Source organism: Halogeometricum limi (genome assembly GCF_900115785.1).
Classification (GTDB): Archaea; Halobacteriota; Halobacteria; order Halobacteriales; family Haloferacaceae; genus Halogeometricum; species Halogeometricum limi.
Genome location: NZ_FOYS01000006.1, coordinates 186569 through 211384 on the forward strand (window position 1 = coordinate 186569; position 24816 = coordinate 211384).

Annotated in this window: 21 protein-coding genes; 12 read left to right on the forward strand and 9 right to left on the reverse strand. The window is 68.0% G+C overall.

Annotated elements, in window-relative coordinates:
* Positions 1–15: 15 nt before the first annotated feature.
* Positions 16–543 (reverse strand): SprT-like domain-containing protein, encoded by a 528-nt coding sequence (locus BM282_RS16545; RefSeq protein WP_175501605.1) that lies wholly within the window; start codon positions 541–543, stop codon positions 16–18.
* 163 nt (positions 544–706) lie between these two features.
* Here BM282_RS16545 and BM282_RS16550 point away from each other — a divergent pair, with 163 nt between their 5' ends.
* Entirely contained in the window at positions 707–1957 is a 1251-nt protein-coding gene (locus BM282_RS16550) for a M20 family metallo-hydrolase (RefSeq protein WP_089883093.1), read from the forward strand.
* Between the two features lie 40 nt (positions 1958–1997).
* Here BM282_RS16550 and BM282_RS16555 read toward each other — a convergent pair whose 3' ends face one another.
* Positions 1998–3305: a carboxylate--amine ligase gene (locus BM282_RS16555; RefSeq protein WP_089883094.1), complete on the reverse strand. Its 1308-nt coding sequence runs from the start codon at positions 3303–3305 to the stop codon at positions 1998–2000.
* 184 nt (positions 3306–3489) lie between these two features.
* Here BM282_RS16555 and BM282_RS18285 point away from each other — a divergent pair, with 184 nt between their 5' ends.
* Both BM282_RS18285 and BM282_RS16565 read left to right on the forward strand, forming a co-directional pair.
* Positions 3490–3672 (forward strand): hypothetical protein, encoded by a 183-nt coding sequence (locus tag BM282_RS18285; RefSeq protein ID WP_139229752.1) that lies wholly within the window; start codon positions 3490–3492, stop codon positions 3670–3672.
* Positions 3673–3787: 115 nt separating this feature from the next.
* Positions 3788–4480, forward strand: coding sequence for an SOUL family heme-binding protein (locus tag BM282_RS16565; RefSeq protein ID WP_089883096.1), 693 nt, complete (start codon positions 3788–3790; stop codon positions 4478–4480).
* A gap of 26 nt (positions 4481–4506) precedes the next feature.
* On the opposite strand, the gene BM282_RS16570 is transcribed toward BM282_RS16565, so the two are convergent.
* The 5 genes from BM282_RS16570 to BM282_RS16590 form a co-directional block, all read right to left on the reverse strand.
* Positions 4507–5064: a GNAT family N-acetyltransferase gene (locus tag BM282_RS16570; RefSeq protein WP_089883097.1), complete on the reverse strand. Its 558-nt coding sequence runs from the start codon at positions 5062–5064 to the stop codon at positions 4507–4509.
* A gap of 119 nt (positions 5065–5183) precedes the next feature.
* Positions 5184–6809 carry a DUF7519 family protein gene (locus BM282_RS16575; RefSeq protein ID WP_089883098.1) on the reverse strand — a complete coding sequence of 542 codons (1626 nt, stop codon included), beginning with the start codon at positions 6807–6809 and terminating at the stop codon, positions 5184–5186.
* Positions 6806–8245: a DUF58 domain-containing protein gene (locus BM282_RS16580; protein WP_089883100.1), complete on the reverse strand. Its 1440-nt coding sequence runs from the start codon at positions 8243–8245 to the stop codon at positions 6806–6808. Before BM282_RS16580 ends, BM282_RS16575 begins: the two co-directional genes overlap by 4 nt.
* Positions 8242–8991 (reverse strand): DUF7269 family protein, encoded by a 750-nt coding sequence (locus BM282_RS16585; protein ID WP_089883102.1) that lies wholly within the window; start codon positions 8989–8991, stop codon positions 8242–8244. The genes BM282_RS16580 and BM282_RS16585 overlap by 4 nt, the downstream gene beginning before the upstream one ends.
* Complete coding sequence (locus tag BM282_RS16590) at positions 8988–11795, reverse strand: transglutaminase domain-containing protein (protein WP_089883104.1); 2808 nt, start codon at positions 11793–11795, stop codon at positions 8988–8990. Before BM282_RS16590 ends, BM282_RS16585 begins: the two co-directional genes overlap by 4 nt.
* Positions 11796–12402: 607 nt before the next feature.
* Here BM282_RS16590 and BM282_RS16595 point away from each other — a divergent pair.
* Entirely contained in the window at positions 12403–13218 is an 816-nt protein-coding gene (locus BM282_RS16595; RefSeq protein WP_089883106.1) for a ParA family protein, read from the forward strand.
* Positions 13211–13588, forward strand: a complete 378-nt coding sequence (locus BM282_RS16600) for a hypothetical protein (protein WP_089883108.1) — start codon at positions 13211–13213, stop codon at positions 13586–13588. The genes BM282_RS16595 and BM282_RS16600 overlap by 8 nt, the downstream gene beginning before the upstream one ends.
* Positions 13589–13641: 53 nt before the next feature.
* Here BM282_RS16600 and BM282_RS16605 read toward each other — a convergent pair whose 3' ends face one another.
* Positions 13642–13923 (reverse strand): DUF7344 domain-containing protein, encoded by a 282-nt coding sequence (locus tag BM282_RS16605; RefSeq protein ID WP_089883110.1) that lies wholly within the window; start codon positions 13921–13923, stop codon positions 13642–13644.
* 260 nt (positions 13924–14183) lie between these two features.
* On the reverse strand, positions 14184–14765 hold the full coding sequence (locus BM282_RS16610; protein ID WP_089883112.1) for a hypothetical protein: 582 nt from the start codon (positions 14763–14765) through the stop codon (positions 14184–14186).
* A 201-nt stretch (positions 14766–14966) separates the two neighbouring features.
* On the opposite strand from BM282_RS16610, the gene BM282_RS16615 reads away from it, so the two are divergent.
* The 7 genes from BM282_RS16615 to BM282_RS16645 all read left to right on the forward strand — a co-directional run bounded on the left by BM282_RS16615 (position 14967) and on the right by BM282_RS16645 (position 24794).
* Positions 14967–15464, forward strand: a complete 498-nt coding sequence (locus BM282_RS16615; protein WP_089883114.1) for a hypothetical protein — start codon at positions 14967–14969, stop codon at positions 15462–15464.
* Between the two features lie 92 nt (positions 15465–15556).
* On the forward strand, positions 15557–16264 hold the full coding sequence (locus tag BM282_RS16620) for a hypothetical protein (RefSeq protein ID WP_089883116.1): 708 nt from the start codon (positions 15557–15559) through the stop codon (positions 16262–16264).
* Between the two features lie 31 nt (positions 16265–16295).
* Positions 16296–18074, forward strand: coding sequence for a spermidine synthase (locus tag BM282_RS16625; protein WP_089883118.1), 1779 nt, complete (start codon positions 16296–16298; stop codon positions 18072–18074).
* Positions 18071–18694 (forward strand): DUF2617 family protein, encoded by a 624-nt coding sequence (locus tag BM282_RS16630; RefSeq protein WP_139229753.1) that lies wholly within the window; start codon positions 18071–18073, stop codon positions 18692–18694. The genes BM282_RS16625 and BM282_RS16630 overlap by 4 nt, the downstream gene beginning before the upstream one ends.
* On the forward strand, positions 18691–19626 hold the full coding sequence (locus BM282_RS16635) for a hypothetical protein (RefSeq protein WP_089883120.1): 936 nt from the start codon (positions 18691–18693) through the stop codon (positions 19624–19626). The genes BM282_RS16630 and BM282_RS16635 overlap by 4 nt, the downstream gene beginning before the upstream one ends.
* 117 nt (positions 19627–19743) lie before the next feature.
* Positions 19744–22209, forward strand: coding sequence for a pentapeptide repeat-containing protein (locus tag BM282_RS16640; protein WP_089883122.1), 2466 nt, complete (start codon positions 19744–19746; stop codon positions 22207–22209).
* A gap of 221 nt (positions 22210–22430) precedes the next feature.
* A complete protein-coding gene (locus tag BM282_RS16645) occupies positions 22431–24794 on the forward strand; it encodes a DUF7827 domain-containing protein (RefSeq protein WP_089883124.1) in 2364 nt (787 codons plus the stop codon).
* The last annotated feature ends 22 nt before the right edge of the window (positions 24795–24816 follow it).

The following is a 24816-nucleotide window of genomic DNA, read 5'->3' on the forward strand; positions in this document are numbered from 1 at the left end:
CGGATGAAGCGACGCTCACTCCCGTTCGTCGACGGTCAGGTTCGCCGCACAGCAAGAAGAGACGTAGTCGTCGTGTCGCCGGACCAGTTTGCACGCGCGATACCGCCGAGCGACCACCTCCTCGCAGGCCGCACAGGAGAGGACGTACGCCGCGGGGGCGAACCGCCGGACGCGAATCGGCGCGTCGACGGCCGCGGCGCGTCGCTCGAACCGCGGACCGTGGTCCGTCGTCCCGAACCGCTGGAACTCTTCGACGTGGACCAACTCGTGTCTGAGCGTCGCCGTCCACTCTGCCTCCGAGAAAGCGTCGAACGCCGCCCACGTCAGCGAGACGGTACAGGTCGGCACGTCGCCGTCCCAGTCTCGCTCCTCGCCGACCACCGCACCGTCGATTCGCGGGCGTTTGACGGCCGCCGCGCGACGCTTCGCGCGGGTCGACACCTCCCACTCGACGCGAGAGAGGTCCACCGCGAACGCGTCCGTCTCCGCGACGCGTTCGCAGTACGCCCGCGACCACGCGCAGAGTTCCTCGTGCGTCGTTATCGCGTCGAACGCGACCGACGCGTCAAAGACGAGCCTCGTCGACCCCGCCGGCGCGTCAGAACCTCCCTCGCCAGTCACTGCCCGGGTCGTCTCGTCGGGGCGACAAATCCGTTTGGGTCGCCGCAGACAGTCGATTGATAACCCCCCGCACTCCACCCACAGTATGAACGTCTCGTCTGACCGACTCCGCGACGACATCGAAGCGAACGCCGCGTTCGGCGAACTGGCCACCGACGAGGGTCGGGGCCGAACCGTCCTCACGGGAAGCGACGCGAACGCCGACGCCCGCGACTACTTCGTCTCGCGCCTCGAAGACGCCGGACTCGACGTCCGCGTGGACAGCGTCGGGAACGTCGTCGGCCGGTGGACGCCCGACGCCGCCGACCCCGACGCCGCACCGGTCGCCGCGGGGAGCCACCTCGACTCCGTCCCCGAGGGCGGCATCTTCGACGGGCCACTCGGCGTCTACGCCGCGCTCGAATCCGTTCGGACGATGCAAGACGAGCGTGTCGAACTCGCTCGGCCGGTCGAAGTCGTCTGCTTCACCGAGGAGGAGGGCCAGCGGTTCGCAGGTGGCCTCCTCGGGTCGTCCGTCGCCTCGGGCCTGGTCGAACTCGACGACGCCCTCGCACTCACCGACGACGACGGCGCGACGCTGGAATCGGCGCTCGAAGAGATGGGCTACCGCGGTGAGGGTCTCGTGGACGCCAGCGAGTGGGACTCGTGGCTGGAACTGCACATCGAACAGGGGACGCGACTCGAAGACGCCGGGATTCCGGTCGGCGTCGTCACGGACGTGACCGGTATCTTCCACTGCGAGGTGGAGATACGAGGCGAAGCGGACCACGCCGGAAGTACGCCGATGCCCGGCCGGAGAGACGCCCTCGCGGCGGCGAGCGAACTCGTCCTCGACGTGGAACGCGAGGCGAACGAGATAGTCGAGACCGAGAGCGACTCGGCCGTCGGAACCGTCGGAAAGGTGAACGTCGCGCCGAACGCGACGAACGTCATCCCCGGCCGCGTCGAACTCGGTATCGACATCCGTGACGTGGAGGCCGCGTCCATCTCGCGGCAGACCGCACGGGTGAAGGAGGTGTGCGAACGCCTCGAACGCGAGCGTGACGTGGAGACGACGTTCGAGACGCACCTCGACGTGTCGCCCGTCCCGCTGTCCGAGCGCTGTGTCGAAGCGGTTCGCGCCGGAGCAGACGACGCCGGATTCGACTGCATGACCCTCCACTCGGGCGCGGCCCACGACACCCAACGCGTGGCGAAGGCGACGGACGCCGGGATGCTGTTCTCGCCGTCCAGAGACGGTATCTCGCACAATCCGCTCGAGTGGACCGACTGGGACGACTGCGCGGCGGCGGCGAGCGCGCTGGCCGGTGGACTTCGAGAACTGGCGAGCGAGTAGGCCGTCCAGGCCCGAACGGCGGCCCGTGGAGGTCGAACGCTCAGCAGGAACAGTAGTAGTCGGCGTCGCCGAACTCGGTTTCCAAGAGCCGAGCGGTCGGTCCGGGGTCTGCGGGGTCGAAGACGGCGGCGACGACGCCCGCGTCCCCCGGCACCCCCGCAGCGAGTGCGGTCCACTCGGCGCGTGAGACCACGTCGGGCATCGTCGGTGACCCCGCGAGTTCGGCGAGGTAGTCTCGGAGAGAGACCCACCGGTCTGCGACCGGTTCGACCGATTCGACCGACTCCACGACCGACGCTGGCGCGCCGTCGCCGAGTGCGTCGACGTACGCCAGTCCGGGCAGGTCGACACCGGCGGCGACCGGGAGTCCGATCCACTTCCACGGTCGGGTGTTCACGTCGAGGAGGACGTCTTCGTCGCGGGCGGGGTCGCGGACGAACTCCGCCTCGCTGATGCCGCGGTATCCGGCGTCTTCGAGGACGGAGAGTCCACGCTCACGGACGTGCGGCGACTCGATGCGGTCGACGACGCAGGAGCTTCCCAGTCCGCGCGGGTGGCGGACGACCGGGTTTGCGACGAGTCCGACGGTGTCGCCTCCCTCGAGTCGCCGGTACGAAGCGAACGAGCGGTCCTCGCCGGGGACGCTGTCGACGTGTTGCTGCGCCATCACGCGGACACCGGCGTCGCGAGCGGTCGCGACGGCGTCCGCGAACGCCGCTTCGTCCGACGCGACGACGACGTTCGTGCCGACGAGTTCTTCGAACTCGCGCTTGCGCGCGGGCTTGACGACCAACGGATAGCCGAGTCGCTCGGCGGCCTCCTCGGGGTCGACGAGGGGTGGAGCCGCCGAGTCGGCCTCGGCGTCCGCTCCGCGCTCACGGTCACCGACGCCCGCGAGTCGGTACGTCTCCGGGTAGGGCACGTCGAGTCTCTCGGCTGCGGCGTACAACCGCTCTTTGTCGAGGACGCGCTCGACGGTGTCCGGCGCGAACGAGAGGCGGACGCCCGCCGGACGCGCTTCGGCGAGTGCGAGCACCCACTCGTCCATACAGCCGAACGCGACCGGTTCGTGGTCGAATGCCGCCGCGACGCGCTCGACGTCGGCGCGAAAGCCCGCGAGGTCGTCAAGCGGGTAGGTAACCGCGCCCGCGACGTCGACAGCCTCGGACGGCGGTGCCACGCCGTCGCCGACCCGGTCGAGCGCGATTACGGGGACGCCGTGCGCCGAGAGCGCGCGCGCCACCCCGAGGCCGGTGATGTGTGCGTTGGCGACCAGTGCGGGCGGTCGGTCGAACGTTCGCGACTCGAGTTCGGCGACGAGGTCGTCCAGCGAGTGAAACTCTGTCATACTCGCGGGACGGAGAGCACCTGAAAAGTGGCGTCGGTCGGGGCACGTCTGGCCGGTGTTGGCGACGTGCGGAACGGGAATCGGCACGGGAACCGGCTCCAAGCGCGTGAAAAATCCGCCGCTGAACCGCGCTTTCCCGGCCGTTCGTCGTGGGTCCGGGACAGTCGGTGGCGACGAGACGGAGATGGCGCACGGGATGTCGAAGAACCGACTGCGGGCGATGGTGACCTACCGCGGTGCCGACGCCGTCCGCGAGGAGGACGAGCGCCGAGACGCGACGACGGCCGTCCGACCACCCGGCGCGCTGCGACCGCCGACCGCCCCGGCGAGAGCGACGCCAGAACGCGGCGAGATGGGGCGGCGCTAGCGCGGCGGCCGGGGGGCCGGCGGCCGGCGGCCCGCGAGGAGGTGAGTGGTGGGGAGGGGGGTGCGGGGGGAGGGGAGGAGAGAGGGGTTTTGTCGTCTGCGAACCACTATCGTGTATGAAGAGAGCAGCGAAACTCCTCCTCGGTGGCGTCGGCGTCGCCCTCGCGGCGTGGACGGCGTGGGGCGTCTACAGCAGTCGGTCGGCCGAACGCGTCCCGTACGAGACGGTTCGGAGCATCGGCGAGGTGGAGATACGGCGCTACCCGCGGACGCTCCTCGTCGAGACGACAGCGGCCGACACGAACGCGGCGTTTCGTCGCCTGTTCGCCTACATCTCGGGCGAGAACGAACGGGCCGAGTCGGTGTCGATGACCGCACCCGTCCGCTCGGACGGGACGGCGAGGAACGGAGAACGAGGCGGGCGGGAACTGTCGACGGCCGCGTCCGCCCGCGCCGACGACGGGCAGAAGGTGTCGATGACCGCGCCCGTCCGGACCGACGAGGACCGCGGCGGGGTTCGGATGGCGTTCTACCTCCCGGCCGAGTACACGTTGGAGACGGCGCCGGTGCCGACGAACTCAGACGTTCGCCTGGTGGTCGAGGGGGCGCGGACAACGGCCGTGAAGGCGTTCTCGTGGTGGGCGACGGACCGCCGCGTGGCGGACGCCGAGGCGTCACTGCTCGCGACGCTGGAGCGCGAAGGGGTCGAGACGCACGACGAACCCTCGCTGTTGCAGTACAACGACCCGTACACGCCACCGTACATGCAGCGACACGAAGTCGCAGTCACAGTCGCAGTCGACGCCTGAGTTTCCGCACGGCTGCGGGTGGACGCTCAGTCGTCCCGCCGCGCGCGCCATTCGTCTTCGAGGATGCCGTAGCGGACTCTGTCGCACCACTCGCCGTCGACGTACGCCTCCTCTCGGGCGACGCCTTCCTGTTCGAACCCGAGTTTCTCCAAGACGCGTCGCGACGCCGCGTTGTCCTCGAACGTGCAGGCTTTCACTCGGTGGAGGCCGAGTTCGTCGAACCCGTAGTCCAGCATCGTCTCGGCGGCGGCCGTCGCGTAGCCGTTGTTCCAGTGGTCGTACGCCACCCAGTAGGCCAACTCCGCGTAGCGACAACCGACGGCGTTCGTCTCCTCGCGGACGAGGTAGACGAAGCCGACGGGTTCGTCGTCGTCGTCGCGGACCACGAGTCCGACCGTCTCTTCGTCTCGACCCATCTGTCCCCCGAGACGAGCGGTGAGGTGGTCCGCGCTCGTCGGCTTGCGAACGTTGCGGGTGGCGCGGAGTCGCGGGTCGTTCTCGTTCTCTCTGAGGAAGGCGAGGTCCGACTGGTCGGCGGGGCAGAGGGTGACGCCGTCGCCGTGGAGGAACACCGGTCCGGACATAGACAGGTGCAGGTGTGAGGTGGGGCCGCTAAAGTGCGATGGCCGAACAGGGCGTCCGTTCGACACGATTGGGGCGAATCAGCGAGTTCAGCCGGTCGGGCGAGGTAACCGAATCCCGGTCAGCGAAGCGCGACGGCGAAGAGGAAGACGCCGAGGACGGCCCCGCCGAGGGCGACGGAGAGCACCGACCCGTCGAGCGTCGGGACGCCCCCGAGGAGAGACGCGAGTCCGCCGGCCAGCGTCGCACCGACGACGCCGACGACGGCGGTGGCGGCGAGGTGAACGAGTTCGGCGCGGCGCGTCTCGCCGAGGCGGCCGACTTCGCGCCCGAGTGTGGTCCCGTGCGACCCCGCGTCGGCGACGACGAGACTGGCGACGAGTCCGGCGAAGACGAGCGGTGTGCTCGCACCGACGGTGCCCGCGACGGCCGACGCGGCGAACAGGCCGCTACTCGCGGCGGCGGCACCGGCGGCCCCGTCGGTCGCCGTTCCGGAACGGGTCGCCGCGTAGAGGACGAGAAGCGAGACGGCGGCGGCGAGCAGGAGACCGGCGGCGAGGCCGAGGAGGACCACGTCGCCGCCGTAGAACGCCACGACGGCGTCCGTCTGGACCCGGACGTCGGCGGCGTACCCGTCCGGAAGGATGGCGAGGGTGACGCCGAGGAGCACCGAGAGCAACTGCTCGGCGAAGACGAACGCGCAGAGGGCGACGACGACGCCCGCGAGGAGCGACGGTACCGGCCCGTCGAGCGCGCCGCTTTCGGCTTCGGACCTGCCTCTGACGGCCCACGACCCGGTGCCGAGAGCGACGCCGACGACGCCCGAGACGAAGAGAAGCGGTCTGAGCGCGTCGACGCCGGCGAGCGTCGTCAACGGACCGCGAACCCGCGGCGGGAGGACGGCGAACCCGTCGGGCGTGACGAAGAGGACGCCGGCCACGAAGACGACGAAGACGCCGACGGTGGCGGCGAACGTCGCCGCCCGTTCGGCCGGGTCGACGACACGCGCCGCCGATTCGGGGTCCGAGGGCGAGAGCAGGTCGGCGACGGGGTACGTACGGAGGACGGCCGAGAGGCCGACGACGGCGACGTAGCAGACCAGCGCGAAGGAGAACAGGTGCGGGCCGTCGTGGACGGGCGCGAGGAGGAATCGACGGACGCCGTCGAGGACGGCGAGCGGAAACGCCGACGCGGGTACCGGGTCGGGGACGAGCACCGGGACGTACAGCGTCGTCGCGTACTCCCCGAGGACGCGAGCGAGAGCGAACACGGCGAACGCGAGCGTCGGCGGGAGCGTCGCCACCGTCGCCACGGAGAGCGTCGACGCGACGGTGTCGGTCGAGAGGTCACCCCTGACGGCCGCCGCCGAACCGAATCCGGCCGTCGCGAGGCCGACGACGACGAACACCGACCCGACGGGGTACGGACCGCCCAACTGCTTCGCGAGCGCGTAGCCGACGCCGGAGACGACGGCGGCGCTCGCCGGGACGAGAAGCGAAGCGGCGACGAACCGCGCCAGCGGTCGATACCGTTCGGTCGCGGAGAGCGAGAGCGCCGCGGCGAACAGGACCGCGCCGCCGACGGCCGGCAGGACCGCGTTCCAGAGACCGGTCGTCAGCGTGAGGAGGCCGCCGAACGTCGCCGTGAGAGTCACGACGACGGCGACGCTCGTCGTGGTCGGTCGCCAGTTCGACGCCGCCGGGGCGGCGTTCGTCGTCTCGAACGGTTGGTGTGAAGAGTCGGTCATCGGTCGGAGAGTGCGTGTGCGAGTGCGTCGTCGAGGGGTCGGGTGGGCGTCCAGTCCGCGACGGTCACGCCGTCGCGTTCGAGCGACGTTCGGCGGCCGTGTCTGTCGAGAGCGGCGAGTGCGAGTCCCGGCGTCTCCCGGCCCGTCGCGTCCGGCGAGAGGACGGCGACGGTTCGACCCCGTCGACGGAGCGCACGCGCCAGCGCCACCGGGTAATCGTCCAGCAGCGGCGAGAAGATGACGACGCGGGCGTCGGAGGCGAATCGAGCGTCGAGCGTCGCCGCGAGCGAACGCCCGTGCGTCGACCGTCGGGGCGTCTCGGCGTCCTCCGACGCGGCGGACGTGAAACGAGCGGTCGTTCGACCACGCCCGCCGTCCGTCGCCGTCGTCTCCGCAGTCTCCGCCTTCCCTGCTGTCTCCGTCGCCTCCGCAGTCTCCGCCGTTGCAGCCGTCTCCGCCGCCGACTCCCTGCTCGCGGCGGCCCCGCCGGCCTCGAACACGGCGGCCGTCGTCTGCGGACCGTCGGGCCACGGCAAGCCGTCGGGACCGACGGCGACGGCGTCGGGGACCCGTTCGGCGTCGAGTCCGAGCACCGTCGCCTCGGCGGCGTGCCCGGCGGCCGCGAGTGCGCCGTGCGTCCTCACCGCCGCGTAGGCGCAGCGTTCGCCCGCCGTCGGACGTCCCGGCCCGGAGACGACGCGGGTCGGTCGGCGGACATCTGCGACGACGGCGACGGTACTCGCCCGTTCCTCGCGGAACTCGACGGTAGTGAGTTCGCCCGTCTTCGCGAGGTGTCGCCAGTCCACCCGCGAGAGCGAGTCGCCGGGGCGGTACTCACGGGTCGCGTAGAACTCGAGTCCCGACCCGCCGGCGTCCGCCGGGACGGTTCCGACGCGGCCGGGCGCCGCCTCGGCGAGCGGAACCCCCTCGGGACGGCCGGTACAGGAGAGCGTGTCGTCGCCCGCGACGGGCATCTCGTCGGTGGCGACGCTCGACCCCGCGGTGGAGCGGAGGCGAACGACGGCGTCCGCGAAGGCGAACTCGCCGCGGGTGGCGACCACCTCGTACGAGAGCGTCGCCGCGTCCCCCGCGGCGAGCGAGAGACACGCGCGCGGCGACCCCGACTCGACCGCGAGTGCGTCGGGGACGCCGTCGACGACGCGCACGTCGGCCAGCGTTCGGTCACCGTCGTTTCGCACCGTCAGTGTGACCGTGACTCGCTCGCCGGGGGCGGGAGCGGCCGGGTCGAACTCTCGGGAGAGAGCGAGCGAGGCGCTCGGCGGTAGCGACGAGAACGACCCGTAGAGAACGTACGCGAGCGGAATCACCGCGGCGACGACCAGCGTCGCGTCGGCGTAGGCGAGACCGACCGCGACGAGCGAGAGGGCGCCGACGAGACCGGTGTTCCACCGGTCGTCTCGGTGGAGCGTCGTCATCGGTCCACCCCGCCGTCCGTCGCCGTTCCGACCCACGACTCCCCCCGGCCCTCGTCCCCGGAGTTCGCGTCGGCTTCGTCCTCGTCGACGCCGTCGCCCTCGCTCACACCGTCCGCCGCGTCGGTCGAGACGTCCGAATCGGCGTCGGGGACGACCCCCTCGCGAAGTTCGAACAGCGCCTCGACCGTCGTCTCGACGCGGCGACGACGCTCTCGCGACGGGTCGAGCCACGCTCGGAGGCGGGAGCGGAACGGCGGCCGTTCGTCAGCGGCGAGAAACGCGGCCGCCAGTCGGTCGTCGGTCCACGCGCCCGCGGCGACGCGTCGGCGCGCCGTCGGGCGGTCGGTGTCTTCGGCGTCAGCGTACAGGTCTGTCGCCGTCGTCCGGAGACGCGAGGCGACCGACCGCATAGCGTCGTCGTCCTCGGCGGTGACCGCGTCGGCGACGACGCGGTCGAAGCGCCCGCCGACGCGAATCGACGCCGGTGCGGAGACTCCCTCCGGCGGGTCCGCCCTGAGCTTCGTAAAGCGCTCTGTGGTTGATGACGTAGCGCGGCGTCTCGCGAACCATCGGCCGAGGAGGAGCGTTCCGGCGAGAGCGAGGAGCAACTGCCCGTCGTCGAGTGTCTCGACGGCGTCCGAGACGGCAGGCACCTCGTTCGGAGAGAGGACACCGAAGACGAGTGCCGCGGCGACGACGACGGCGGCGAATCCCGCGAGAGCGGCGACGGAACGGCGGTGGTTCACTCGTCGGTCACCGCCGAATCCGCGTCGGGACCGGTGTCTGCCGTCTCGCGAGCGTCGCGAGACCGGCGCTCCGTCGAATCGGTCAAATCGGTCGAATCGGACATCTCAGCCGACTCGGCGGCGGTTCGAATCTCGGCTAGCGCGCGTGCTACCGCCGCCGAACGGTCGGCCGGGGCGCGGCCGCCGTACTCGACATCTCGGAACGCGTCGCGGACGACGGCGACCGGTTCCGCCGGCAACCCGTCCACGGAGACGGCGTGCGCGGCGAGTTCGCCCGGCGTGCGCGAGGCCTGTCGCGGGACGGAGACGTGCCCCCGGAACTCGTCCCAGCAGTCGCGTATCGTCCGGGCGTCTGCGTCCAGTGGGTCGTCAGCGACGCCCGCCCGCCGCGCGACGCGGGCCGTCGCCGTCGCTCCCCGTTCACGGAGCGTCTCGGCGCACGCGTGGACCCACGCGGCGAAGCGTCCGGGGAGTTCGCCGACCCGGACCGTCCGGTCGACGACACCGCGGGCGAGGGCTTCGACGCGCCGCCCGGCGTTTCGAAGGCCGTCGACGAGGACGTCGGTCGAACGGACCCCCGAGACGAGAGCGGCGAGGAGACGGTCGAAGACGGCGCCGACGCGGGCGAGAATCGCTGAGAGCGACCAGTCGCGGCGGTACGCACCGCCGAGGACGGCACCGACGCCGACGACGAGCGTTCCGAGGAGAGCGGCGGCGTTCGAGAGCATCCCCGAGACGGTGGTCTCGCTCGACTGGCCGTACCGGGCGGCGGCGATGCGAACCGAGGAGGCGGGAGGGAGCGTCACCGTCGCCGTCCCGTTCGGCCCCGTGGTGACGGCGCGTTCGCCGTCCACGGAGACGGGGACGCCGCCGACGCCGTCGTCTCCGAGTCGGGTCCGCACCGTCGCCGTCGTGTACGGAAGCGGGAACGACGGCCGGTCCACCGCGACGGAGAACGCGTCGAGCGCGAACGTCCCCTCGCCGCTCACGTCGCCGCGAGCGACGGTGACGGTGACGTTCCCCGGCGAGTCGGGGAGCGTGAGTTCGGCGCGTCCCAGGGAGTCCGTCTGCGCCACCTGCTCGCCGTTCACCCGGACGTCGCCGTGGACGACGGGGGTGTCCGCGACGGTGGCGAAGACGAGTATCTCCCCGTTCGTCACGCGTTCGCCGACGAACGAGAGCGAGGCGTTCGTCTGCAGGGGGTAGGTGGGTCTCTCGTCGGGAACGACGCCGAGCATCGGGTCGTCCAGCGCGTACGAGACCGACGACGGTCCGTCGGCGACGGGAGCAGACCCGACTCGCGAGGCGCGAACGGAAGCCCGTTGGTCGTCGGTGGAGGCGAGCGAGACGGTCAGTTCGCTGGCGTACGGGACGCTCGCGACGACGCGGCCGTCCTCGTCCGTCACCCCGACGGGGTCGCCGTTGAAGAGAACCGTCTCGCCGACGGCGGGCGAGTCGCCGCGAGCGACGGTGACGATGACCGTCGCGCCGGGGACGGGGTCGCGGTCGAGCGATATCGTGACCGGTTCGGGCGACGACGGACCGGTCGGGGTCGACGCCGCGTCGTCGGGCGTGGGGGTACTCGCGTCGCCCTCGGTCGTGTCGGTCGGTTCGGGCGTCGGGGTCGAACTCGGGGTCTGAGTCGCCTCGGGAGTCGCCGTCTCTGCCGCCGTCGACTCGCTCGGTTCGGCCGTCCGGTAACTGCCACCCTCCTGGCGTTCGTACGCGCGCCGTTCGGCGTCGCGCCGTTCCTCGGCGGGCGTCGGGTCGAAGCGGACCCAGCCCACGTCGGGGAAGTACACTTCGACCCACGCGTGAGCGTTCATGTTCCGGACGGTGTACTCGCCCTCGTCGGTCCGTTCCCCGGGAGAGTAGCCGACGACGTAGCGTGCGGGCACGTCCTGCGTCCGGAGCATGATGGCCATCGAGGAGGCGAAGTACTCGCAGTAGCCCTCGTCCATGTCGAAGAGGAACGACGACACCGGGTCGCCGCCGTCGTGGCCGGCGGACAGCGAGTATCCCTTGTTCGCCTCCAGATAACGTTCGACGGCGACGGCCTTCTCGTACGGCGTGTCGGCGTCGGCGGTGACGTTCGCCGCGAGGTCGGCGACGCGCGGCGGGGCGTTCTCGGGGAGGGCAGTGTAGCGCGACGCGAGCGACGACGGGTAGTCCGTTCCGGCGGCGCGGAGTACGGACTCTTCACGAGAGGGACGCGTGCTCTCGGCGGTGTACGACGTTCCGGCGTCGACGCCCGAGGGAACGACGACCGCTCGACCGGTCGTCACCGCGGGGTCGGCCCCACCGATTCCGGTGACCGTGTTCGGTCGCCAGACGGTCGGAAGCGCCGTCGCGTCCCGTTCGAGCGAGACGCGATAGGTGACGCTGTCACCGCGGGCGTCCGGGGAGATATCGCCGTCGTAGGGGGTCGTCTCGCCCGTTCGTCTCCACCCATCGTCGGTGTACGTCGCGTACGACCCGGTGCGCCAGTAGGCCGGTCGGTCGCTCTCGACGGTGAAGTGCACCTCGCTGTCGAGAGAGCGATAGGGGTTCTCTCCGGTCGAACCGTCGCTGCCGACCGGTGCTCGTTGCGTCGGAGACAGTGCGCCGAGTCCGGCGGACTCGCCCCCGGAGCGACCGGCATCGAGGACGACGAGCGACTTCGCGGGAACGCCATCGAGGGCAGTCGAGAGCGGTGCGACGAGGGCCGCCGAGAAGACAATCGCGACGACGCAACAGCAGACGAGGACGACTCTCGCGATGCTCGGTCCGTCGCCCGTATCGAGTGTGGTTCTGTCGTCGGCCATGGTGGAGGACCGCGGGACGGTGTTCGGTCGGGAACCTGTTTATCGGCAAACTCTCACGTTAGGTTATATATCTACGCGTCTGCGGCGGTGGAGCGACCTCCGGCCTTCGAGAACGTTCACACAGCCGACGGTGTGTGAAAATTGTACAAATTCTAAACAGGCTCCAAAGGGCAAAAACTCGGCGCGTGAGAGACGAGGCCGAGCGTTCAGACAGTGTAGAATTTGTAGAAAGTGTAGAAGTGGCATACGGGGCGAGCGAGGAACGCAATTCACAGATTTCAGGAATTTTGAAAATTTTAAACATTGTGAAATTTGTAAAAATTCCAGATGGCAGAATATGTAATAAAAGAAGTAATAGTCTACAAATTGTGAAATTTATACTTTTATGCCGGATTATAGACCCGGATTGTCTTGTTCTCGTGTGCTAGAAGAGTTCAGACAGTGTAGAAATTGTGAACATCTCGGGAATCGCCAAATGTCTGACGAGGAATTATATGCGAGGGCGAGCAAGAAACCGCCAGCACGTGGACAGCTCGAACAGTCCACACATTCCACAAATTCCACCATGTACGCGATTCGGACACCGTTCGACAGGGAGGAACCGTAGATGGCTCGCGCCGTGAGCGTCTCGTTGCAGAAAGGAGGGGTCGGGAAGACGACCGTCGCCATCAACCTCGCGGACGCCCTCGCCGCGCGCGGAAACGACGTCCTCCTCGTCGACTTAGACCAACAGGGGAACGCGACCGAAGGCGTCGGTCGGAAGGACCTCTACGAGACGGACGGCCCCCACGTCGGCGACGTGTTGACCGAGGACGACCCGGTCGACGTCCACGAGATTATCCACGACCGGGGGGTGTTCGACCTGCTCCCCGCCCACGTCGACTTAGACGATATCGAGGACCGAATCCGGAACTCGACGTTCGGCATCCTCTGGGTTCGACGCCGCATCGTCGAACCCCTTCTCGGCGACGACTACGACTACATCGTCATCGACTCGCCGCCGAGTCTCGGGCCCCTTTCGGACGCGTCGCTCATCGGCGCCGGTAACCTCATCGTCCCACTGTTGATGAGCGAACCGAGCGTCAGCGGATTCGAGCGGATGGTCGAACAGCAGGTCCGGCCGATTCGTAAGGAAGTCGACCTCGACATCCTCGCCATCGTGCCGAACGACCTCAGCGGGAACAACGAGGAAAAGCGCATCATCACCGACCTCGAGTCCTCGCCGTTCGAACAGTACCTCCCCTCGTTCGCCCGGTCAGACGGGTTCGGCGAGTCGCCGGGACCGGGACTCCGCCACCGCATCGCGTTCAGTCGGGCGTGGCGCGACGGCGAGACCCTCCGAGAGTACGACCCGGACAACGACATGCTCGACCGACTCGACCAACTGGCGCGAGTCGTCGAAAACGGAGACACCGATGCCTGACGAGAACCGCTTCTCCGGACTGGCGGACGTGGTCGACGCCGACGAGGAGGCGGGCGACGACGCCGAGGCGACGGAAGCGAACGACGAGGAACCGGTATCGGAGTCGGACGCCGAGACGGCATTGGATGACCCGTCCGCGCCGGGTCCGGCGTTCGAGTTCGAGGAGACGACGGCCAAGAGCGTCTACGTCCGCCCGGAGACGCTGTCGGTGTTGGACGACGCCGAGTTCGAGGTCGAGTCGGTGCTCCGACGCGACCACGACGTCCGCGATCTCACCGGGCGGGAGTTCCACGACGCACTCGTCCGCGTCGCGGCGGCCCACCCCGAAGCGGTCGCGGAACTCGTCCTCGAAGCGCGCGAAACGGAGTGACTCGGCGGCGGTCAGCGAGCCGAGTCGGAGAGAACGAGACGCCCGCGGAGAAACTACGCCGAAGCGGTTCGTTCGAGGGGGTAGTCGATGGTGTCGAGGACGGACGCCGCCCGCTCCCATCGAGGACCTCGAGAGACGGTCTCGTCCCCTCTATCCCACGAGACGAACCCGTCACGTTCGAGTTTCGGGAGGTGGACGTGGTGAAGCGACGTGCGCGTCGCCGTCTCCTCGTCGTCAGCGACAGCGTCGAGAAGCGAGTCGGTTCCGACGGTGACGTCTTCGGTCAGTGCGGCGAGGACGCGACGGCGCGTCGCGTCCGCGAGTGTGTCGAACATCGAGTTCCAGGACGAACGAGCAGATTCACTACGACTCATAGTTGATTTCGCGGAACCCGCGTGAACTGTGTGAGCAGTTCGGTTTCGGCCACGAACGCAGCGAAGTGGCACCGAGTCGCGTGTCGAGACGCCTGCACTGTGTACTCTCGCGTTCCGTACCGAACTGTCACCGCCCGAAGACGTATAAATCCTTCACACCAGGGAGTGAAACGAAGTGTCACTCGACGTATCTGAGTCCGGCGGAGTTCGAGGCGTGTCGGTTATCGACCGAGTTCGGCGTCTCGAACCGCCTCTTGGAGGCGTGACCCCTGGGGTATGGCGTCTCGAAACAGCACCGAGTCGAACGGAACGTCCGCGTTGACCGAGAGGAACCCGAGTTCACCCTCGTCGGCGCCGTCGAGGTTCGTCAGAAACGCCACTTTCCGGACGGCGGGAACGCCGTCGACGTTGGCCTCCGGCGCGACACTCCCGTACAGTCGTCGGTGTTCGGCGACGTGTTCGACGCAGGCCACCGTCGGCGCGAAGAGGAGTAAAAAGTACACACCCGGTCCGTCGCGCGCGAGTTTCCGCCGAATCGAGTGCTCGTCGTCCTTGTAGAAGTAGCGCTCCATGCGGCGGTACTGCCGGAGTATCTCGTTGGCACCCGAGGCGATTCTGACGGCCGGGTCGGCTTTCAGTTCGACGAGATAGTCGACCGGTTCGGCCTCGCGCGTGCGCGCGTACACGTCGACGGCCCCCCTGTTTCCGTAGTGGTCGTAGGGTTCTTCGAGACGAACGTCGCTCTCCCCGAACGCCGCCTCGAAGTGTTCGACGACTGCCGTCGCCAGTTCGTCCTCGCGCATCTCTCGTCCGGAGACAACGGTGTCGCAGATTTAGCTCTCCCGGTTCGATGAACGGCAAACAAATACTTTTTGAAGAACTACTGTTTTTCAGAATATTCTCTAATAGTTAATTGTTTTGCCGCCCAATCGGCGTTTTTCGTACGTTAATTGTCTGTAAAAGAGGACAATCTATATTAGCTATACCGTTAATACAGTGTTAAGATGCAGCTGGGTGGAGAAAACGCACGGGTGTGGGAGCTCGTACAGCACAGAAACGGACGGGCGGTCGTCATCGGACTGCTCTGGTGGACCGTCGCGCTGGGAAGTATCGCCGTGTTGAATATTCCGCCGACGAACCGAGTCGCGGGGATGGTCGTGTTCGGGGCGACGGTGTTCGGCGCGCTGTGTGCAGTCGGCGCACCGCTCGGACTGGACCGAACGCTCGTCGCGTGGGTCGGGACGAGACTGCTTGCCGTCGCCGCCGTCCTCGGCGTCGTCGCGGAGGCGGTACGTGCGACGCTGTTCGCCGGGACGCCTCCGGCAGTCGCGTACACGCAGACGCCCGCCGAGATTCCCGCCGTCGTCGCCGGGTGCGTCGCGTCGTTCGTGCTACTCTACAGCGTCGGTGCCGTTCTCCGAGTCGGCGCTCGTCGCCGCCCCCGATTCGGCGTCGTCGGCGCGGTACGGGACGGACTGTTCGCCGGGCGGACTGAGCGATGAGCCGAGGCAGGCGTCTCCGGTACACTCACTGAGCCGGGAGAGTTCACTGGTCCGACAAGATTTTAACGCCCTACCGCGACGTCGAAGACGAGATGAGACGCCGCCGCCTCCTCCAACTGTCCGGTGTCGCCGTCACCGCGGCCGTCGCCGGATGTCTCGGAAACAACCCCCCGCCGCCGCGCCGGTCGAACGCCATCTCGGACGTGGCGTTGGGCGACCAAAGCGAATCGCTCACCGTGAACGTCGCCGACGACCCGTGGGTGATGTCCCGCTACGACGCCGACACCTCGGGGTCGCTCGCCGAACCGTCGTCGGTTCTCGCCGCACTCAGCCCCGTCGGCCTCGCGAGCGCCCAGAAAGGCGGGGGCCGGGGCGGGTCCGGAGCGACCGGTCGCGGGACGGGCGGATATACGACCGCGCCGCGAACGGGCCACGGCTACGCCGTCTACCACGGCGGCGACGACGACGACGAGTGGTACGAGAACCACCGAGACGAGGTGCAGAGGTACGGTGCCGCCGCCGGAGCGCTGGGATTCGCCTATCTCGGTTCGAACGCCGCGTTCACCGACGACCCGCCGGGGCCGGGTCCGGTCCCGTGGGACGAGAAGCGGACCGAACCGAGCGATACCGAGACGTTCGACCTGTCGCGACCCGGATGGTATCGCGTCGCGACGAAACTCGACGGCGAGAACGTGAACCACGACTTCGGCTGGGCCGCCGTCGACGTTCGCGTCGACAGCCAGTTCGGCCAAGACAGCTACGACATCGAAGAAGAGTGGAAAGTATCTCCCCGAATCTGACCGTCGCGCGGTCCGTCCCGTCGAACACCAGATGACACGACCCTCCCGGACGAAGACGCTCGCCCTCCTCTGCGTGACGTTCGTCGTCTCGTTCTGTAGCTTCGCGTACGAGTTCGTCTACTCGGAACTGCTGACGGTGATGTACGGCGGGACAGTGACGCAGTACGTCGTCACCATCGGCCTGTACTTCTTCAGTCTGGGCGTCGGGGCCGCCCTGTCGGACGACTTAGCGGGCGACCGACCCTCGAACTTCTTCCGAACGGAGGTGTACCTCGCCGTCGTCGCCCCGGCGGGCTTTCTGCTCGTCGTCGCCCTCAACAGCGTCCGACTGCCGCAGTTCGTCCCGGCCGAACTCGTCTGGGTCGTCGCTCGCTCGCCCGTCGTCGCCGTCGGGTTCCTCTCGGGGTTCGAGTTACCGCTCTTGACCCGGATGGTCGAAGACGAGGAAGGCGATACGAGCGAACTGCTCCCCGCGTGGGCGTCGAACGCCGTCGACGCCGTCCACGACGCCGTCGTCCGCCTCCTCGGCGTCTTCTGGCACGTCGAACGGAGCGCCGGCGAGCGGAGCGGACTCTCGCTCGTCCTCGCGATGGACTACGTCGGCGGACTCGTCGGCGCCGTCGTCTACGCGCGCGTCCTCTACCCGCGACTCGGTCTCGTCCCGACCATCTTCGTGCTCGCGTTCCTGAACGGCGTCGCCGCGCTCGCGTTCCTCGCGCGGTTCAGCGGACGCTGGGGACTGTTTCGGGGAGAGCGCCGAACGCTCGTCGGCCGGGAATCCGCGGCGCTGGTCGCCGCCTGCCTCCTCGTCACCGCCGCCTGCGGGGCGGCCGTGGTCGAACACGAACGCGTCGACCGGTCCGTCTCGGCCGCGTACCTCGAACAGGACGTGGAGAACGACTACGCGCCCGGCGCGATGGCGGTCACCGTCGTCGGCCAGCAGACGACCACGTACCAACACGTCGTCGAGTACGAGCGACGGTGGACGGGTTCGGGGCCGAACCCCTACTTCGAGGGCGAGACGGACCGCTGTCTCCGCCTCGGCACCGCCGTCCAACTCTGTGACAGTTGGGCCGACACCTACCACTCGGGCCTCGTCGACGTCCCGATGACGCGCTTCGCGCACTCGCCGGAGACAGACGTACTCCTCGTCGGCGGCGGCGACTACGTCGCCGTCGACCACCTGCGCGAGTACGGCGTGGACGTGGACCACGTCGACATCGACGCGGAGTTCATGGCGTACGCCCGCAACGACTCGTTCCTCTCGTCGTGGCACGACGACGCTCACGCGTACGACCGTCTGAACACCACCGCCGGCGACGGCTACGCCTACGTGCAGGAGACGAACGAGACGTACGACGTGGTCCTCTTAGACGTCCCGGGCGCGACGGACGACGACCTCTTGAAACTCTACTCGACGGAGTTCTACGGGGCCGTCCGAGACAGACTCGAACCCGACGGCGTCGTCGTCACGTGGGCGTACGACGGCAACGCCTACGGCGACCACGCCAAGGCGTTCTCGAACACCGTCCGCGACGCCGGGTTCACCCGCTACGCGCCGTACTGGGGGTGGGAGGACATCGACGCCGACGGCGACGTCGAACGCGTCGAACGGTTCTACGTCCTCGCTCCCGACCGAGCGGAGAACACGACGGGCGCGGCGTTCGACGTGACCCGCGGCGACGACTACGTTCGGAAGTACGGCGACCGCTACCGCGACGTTCGGTGGCGCGAACTACCCCGCTACAACGGCGTCGAGGTGAACTCCATCTTCGACCCGAACTACGACATCATCGTCGACCGACAATGACTCACGACACCACACATCAGACCGGCGTCCGGACACCCGAGAGCCACACAGCAGACGACCACGCGACGGACCTCCACTTCGCGTACACGACCGACCCGCCCGACTTCGAACGCTTCGACGTGAAGGCGGTGACGCCGGGCGAACTCCTCGGGACGCCGTGTACGTTCGCGGTCATCGGCCAGTCGCACCTCGTCTCCGCGCCCGGACTCGGCTACCACGAGGTGTGTTCGTGCGACCCTCTCCCCGCGGCCACCGCGGAGTCGACCGCCCTCGAACCCGGTGCGACGCAGACGGTGACGTTCGAGAGCGACCACGTCCGCGCGGAGACGACAGTGCAGGTCGAATCGCTCGACGCGTTCCCCGGGGCGGACGACGCCGACGTCGCCCACCGCTTCGCGCCCGACGCGTGGACGACCATCGCCGTCTCTCCGGCCGCGTACGAGACGTACCACACGTACCCCGAACGCGACGCGTCGGTTCGGACGCGGACGCGCCTCGCGCGCGGAGACGGTGAGGCGAGGCGCACGGAGGACGAAACGGAACTCGCAGGCGACGAGACGGAACTCGCGGGTGACGAGCGAAGACCGGAATCGGACGCGACCACGGGGGGTCGGCGATGACCGAGCGTTCCGTCAGCGGCGACCTCTCGTTGGCCGGGTCGGAGACGCCGCCCGTGACCGTCGCCGACCCCGAAGACGTGTTCCTCCAGACCGAGAGCGTCTCGGGTGACCTCCGACTGACCGACGTGGAGTACGTCTTCACGAACCAGTCCGTCGAGAGCGTCGACGACGAGGCGTCCGCGCGGACGACGCTCACTCCCGGCGAAGACGCCTACGTCGAGTTCGGCGGCGTCGACGGCGACCTGACCGTCGAGGGCGCGGGAGACGTGTTCGTCCCCGCCGACGCCGCGGCCGGCGGACTGGACGCCGTCGGTGCGGAGAACGTCTACCGCGCCGACGGTCCCGAATCCCCGCGAGTGCTGGACGTGGTGACGAACGGGTGGAAACAGACGGCGACGGCGGCTGACCCCGACGAGGGCGTCTACGTCACCGGGGCGAAACACGAGGTGTCGGTGAAGAAAGTGCGGACGGCCATAGACGTGTACGTCGTCGGCTACGACCACGAGGTGGAGATTTCGGGGCGCGAGGCGGCCGTGAACGTCCACTTCGTCGGCCGCGACAACACCGTCAGCGTCGGCCCGTACCTCTCGGCGTCCGTCGAGAGCGACGCCGGGTTCGACAACGCGTTGGAGGAGGCACCGTACCCCGTCGAGGACCTGATAGAGCAGACGAAGTCCGAGGCGACGCGGACGTTCGGTCGGCACAAGATTATCTATCAGCGACCGGCGAGCGACGAAGACTGGTGTCCGAACTGCGGCGAACCCGCCGACGCAATCGTCGAACGCCACCAGATGGAGGCGTTCTTCCTCCTGGGCTACCCGCTGAAGGTGTACGACCGGAGTACGAACCCCGCCCGCGAGTGCGAACACTGCTCGCCGAACACGACGCGAGTGGAGTTGAACAGAGACGAACGCCGGGAGATACTGGGGTAGTCCGTCCGACTCGACGGGCACCCCGAGGTTTAAATACCAATCCACTGAATAATCAGCAAATCAGACGGTTCGGGCGCGACCGAACCGAATCGACGCGGCCTCCGACCCCAAACGACGATGCACGACTCACAGCAGAGACACGCCGGCGTCGGCACCGACGAAGACGCGACGACCGACAGTGAGACGACCGGCGACGAATCGACCCGTGGCGAATCGACCGGCGGCGACCCGACGACGAACGGGCGGTACCCGACGGCGCACGCCCGAACCCGCGGAGACGCAGACGGCGAACGGAGCGGACGCTGTCGGTACACGTTCGACCCCACGGAACGGACGGACGCGAGTCTCCGGACCACGTGGGAGTGCCCGCATCCCGCGCACCGAGAGAGCAACGTCTGCGTGTTCCACCTCTCGGCGGACGAACGCGCGGCACTCGACGTGAGTCCGAAGGACGTCGTGGACCGCCTGTTCGAGAACCTCCACGCCGACGACCCGCGGATGAACGAGTACGTCGGCGCGTCGCTTCCGAACTTGCCGCTCACCTACCAGCGAGTCGACGGCGAGACGAACCACGTGCTGAACTTCCAACACGCCGAAATCGAGGGCATCGACCTCACGCACGGCCACCTCGCGCACGGGCTGAACGTCCGGGAGGCGACGCTGGGCCGTGTCACCTTCGAGGACGCCACCGTCACCGGCGACGTCGAAGCGGAGGGGGCCGTCGTCACCGACGCGTTGGACACGAGCGAAGCGACGTTCGAACAGGACGTCCACTTCGACGGCGCGACGTTCGAGGGACCGGTCGTCTGCGACGAGACGACGTTCGAGGAGGATACGACGTTCGAGGACGCAACCTTCCGCGAGACGGTGGCGTTCCGTAACGCGACGACGAGCGGAAGCAGTCACGTCCTCGCGGACCACATCTCCTTTGCGGGCGCGAACTTCCGCGACGAGGCGCACTTCCGACAGACCGACTTCCAGTACGTCACGTTCGCGGACGCCACGTTCGAGTCGAGAGCGGACTTCGAGCACACGAACTTCGAGGGCGACACCGTCTTCGACGACTGTGTGTTCGCCGACGTCGCCGACTTCGACGAGGCGCGCTTCTCGCACGACGCCGGGTTCACCGGCGCGCGGTTCGAGGCACTCGCGGAGTTCCGCGGCGTCGAGTTCGACGGCGGCAGTCGAACCGCGAGCGACGACGTGACGTTCGAGGACGCCGTCTTCGAGGGCGAAGCAGACTTCAAACTCGCTCGGTTTCGGTTCGCGGACTTCAAATCTGCCCGCTGTCGCGGGGAGTTGAACCTCGATAGAGCCACCTTTCACGCGCGCGCGGAGTGCCGCGAGTTGGTCGTCGAAGGAGAGACGAATCTCCACCGCGCGACGTTCGCCGCCCCCGCGGTGTTCGCGGACGCGCGGTTCGAAGGCGACGTCGGCGGCGTGGAAGCGACGTTCGAGTCGGACGTCACGTTCGGCGAGAGCGTGTTCGCGGCGGCGGTGACGTTCGACGACGCCCGGTTCCTCGACGACACCGCCTTCGAGAGCGTCACGTTCGAGGCGGACGCGCGGTTCCGGGGGACGGCGTTCGAGGGCGGCGCGAACTACCGCGAGCAGAACTGCTCGTTCGACGAGACGACGTTCGAGGGCGACGCCGACTTCGACGGCGCGCGCTTCACCAACGGGTCGTTCTGGGACACCACCTTCGAGGGCGTCTGTTCGTTCCGCGGCGCGGTGTTCGAGGAGTCGGCGACGTTCCGCGTCCGGTCGGGGCTTCGTCCGACGTACGTCGACCTGACGGACGCGACAGTCGAGAGCGGAAACATCGTCGAGTCGGGCGGCAGCGTCGTCCCGTACGACATGACGAAGACGACGCTCGGCGACGTACGACTGGAGGGTGAGAGAGCCGAGGGCGACTTACTCGACCACTTCAGGTTCTGTCTCACCGACTTCGACGGCTTCGACTTCAGCAACCACCACGCCTACCTCGAACGGAACGACTGGACCATCCACGACTTCGACGAGAACGAGGCGACGGGGAACTACGCCGTCGAAGCGACGAACGAGACGATAGAGGAGACGTACCGGAAGGCGCAGGCGAGTGCGAACGACGTCGGCGACACGCCCGCGAGTCGAGAGTTCGAGTTCAAGCGCTACTACTACAACCGCAAGAAGAACGCGGACATCCTCCTGAACGAGTACTCGCTGAACGCGTGGAGTCGCGTGAAGAAGTCCGCGAGCGTCGGTCTGAACCTGTTCATGCAGGTGACCTGCGGGTACGGCAATCGGCTGCCGCGAATCGCCGCGTGGACCTTTCTGCTCCCCGCCGTGTTCGGCATCTTCTACGTCCTCGGCGGCCCGTTGGAGACGCAGGCGGGCGTCGTCTGGAACTCGGCGGACCCCGCTGGAACGCTGTTCGACGGCCTCTACTACAGCTACATCAGTTTCAGCACCGTCGGCTACGGCGATATTAACCCCCTGGGGTGGATGGCGCGCCTCTTCGCGATGAGTCAGGGGATGTTGAACGGACTGTTCTTTACCCTCCTGACGTTCACGCTGTTCAAACGCGTCCTCGGAGGGAGCTAGAGACAGTCACGCACGCCCGGGAGCGGTCCCGAGCGTTCGGTGACCGCCCGAACCGCGCTGAGATAGCACGTGTCAGGAGTCCAATATCCACACAAAGTACTTATCCTCACCGTGCCGACAATCAGTACATCCTCATCGGTGTTCGCCCCGGCCGCGGGGTGCCGATTCGGTCGGCGCTTCCGGAGGACGGGACCGAGACGCCGAGCGAGTAGCAACCAACCATGAGTCACACGTACAAGACACGAGCAATCCTCCTCTCGGCCGTGATGGTCCTCTCGGTGTTCGCCGGGACCGTCGCGTTCACGGGGGCGGGAGCGGCACAGTCCAGCTTCAGTTACGCTGGCGGTGCCGTCCACTACGTCGACAGCGGCGGTGACGCTGTCATCGAAGTACCGTTCACAGCAGACGTCGCCGACGGCACCGTCACGACGAGCAACATCCGCGTCTTCGACGACGGCGAGGACGTGACCAGCGACGTCGGCGCGACGGTCGCAGAGCCCGAAGCGGGCCGCGTCGTCATCACCGTCGACGAGCCGATACAGTCGAGAGACATCGAAGTCCGACTGTCCAGCGATATCGAGGACACCTCCGGTAACAGTCTCTCGAACGCCGGCACGAAGTCCGTCTCGTTCGCGGCGACCACGCTCGGCCCGAGCGACGACGTGAACGCCTACAAAGGCTCCATCGTCGCCGTCGAAGCGACGAGCACCGGCACCGACGTCGAAGTGAGCGGAACCAACTCGGGGAACAACTTCTTCTTCGCTGGTTCCACCGGCACGAACAGCCGCGTCTACACGTTCAACACGGAGAACCGAGACATCGGCAGCTACTCGGTCATCTTCGACGGACAGGAGTCGAGTAACGCGACCATCGAACTCCGTGAACTCGGCCTCGACGTCGAAATCGACGACCTGAGCGTCACGGACGAGGACGAAATCGAGGGGACCGTCTCCGCCAACGCGGGCGACCGCGGCGTGATGGTCGAACTCCTCGACGACGACGGTGACGCCGTCAGCGGCGAGAGCGTCACCGGCGACCTAGACGGCCAAGGCGAGCTTACGTTCTCGCTCGGTCCCGTCGACCGCGGTGAGTACACCGTCGAGGTGACCGACCTCGGCTCCGGCGTGACCACCGAGTCCGACACCATCGTCGTCTCGAGAGCCGGCGAAGGGCGCGCTGACTTCGTGAACAACGTCGTCACCGAACAGCGCGGTGACATCGTGAACATAACCGTGGGTCTGGAGAACACGAACAGCGCGACGGTGACCGTCGGGAGCCCCGAGTCCGGCTTCCGCGCGAACGTCTCCGTCGTCGACGACTCCGGTGACGACCAGGTCTCCATCCTGTTCAACACCTACGCCGCGACGAACGGCGTGAGCGGCGACGTGTTCACCGTCGCCGACAGCGACGACGAGGTGGACGACTTCGACATCGACACGGAGAACTCCGTGAACTCGCTCCTCGACGCGGGCGAGTACGAACTAGAAGTTCGCAGCGGCACCAACGCCGCGAGCGACGCACAGGGCGTCGGCACCCTCGTCCTCGAAGAACGCACGACCGACTCGCTGGCGAGTTGGACCGCCCCCTCGGGCACGTCCTTCGACGACAGTGACGACGTCTACGAGGCCATCGCCTCCAGCAACGTGACCGAAGACGACGAGATAGCGCTCGGTGACCTCGTGGTCCACCAACTGCAGGCGTCCGGCCTGGAAGGCGCACTCGAAGCCCAGAGCGGGAACGAGACGGCGGCGTTCTTCGCACTGAACGGCGGCGTGTACGAACTCATCGTCGAACAGGCGAACCCCGGTGCGAACCGCGAACCGTTCGCGCTCCAACTCGGGAGCGGTAACACCGTCGTCGTCCCCGACGCGGCGAACGACACCTACTTCGTCGTGTTCGACACCGACGACGTGACCGCAGAGCGACCCGGCGGACAGACCGTCGACCTCGAAGACGGTCAGGAACTGACGGCGAACTTCACGGTGTTCGAGAACACCGGGAACCTCGCCGACGAGGACCAGACCGTCGAAGACAGCTACGAGTTCGTCGACGCCGAGCACACCCTCGAAGAGCCCGTGAACGTCGCGGCCTCGGCGAACCAGTCCATCTCGGGCGAATCGACCGTCGCACCCGGCACGGAACTCACGCTCCGCGTCCGCTCGGACGGCGACACGCAACCGAGCTTCCTGAAGACGGGCACCGCGTACGTGATGCCGGACGGCACCTACGAGGCGGCGTTCGACTTCAGCGAGCAGAGCGCGGGTGACACCTTCACCGTGACCGTTCGCGGCGGCGCGGCAGACTCCGTCACCGCCGACGGGAACGTCGGTGAGGGCGACGGCGCGACCGAAACGGGCACCGCGACGGACACGGTGACCGAGACCGAAACGGAGACCGAAACCGACACCGGCACCGGAACGGAGATGCCCACCGAGACGCCGACCGACGGCGAACCGACCGACGAACCCACAGACGAACCGACCGACGAACCGACCGAGACGTCCACCGGGACGCCCGGCTTCGGAGTCGTCGTGGCTCTCGTGGCACTCCTCGCCGCGGCACTCCTCGCAGTCCGCCGCGACTGACGCGACCGACCCGCGTCGGATT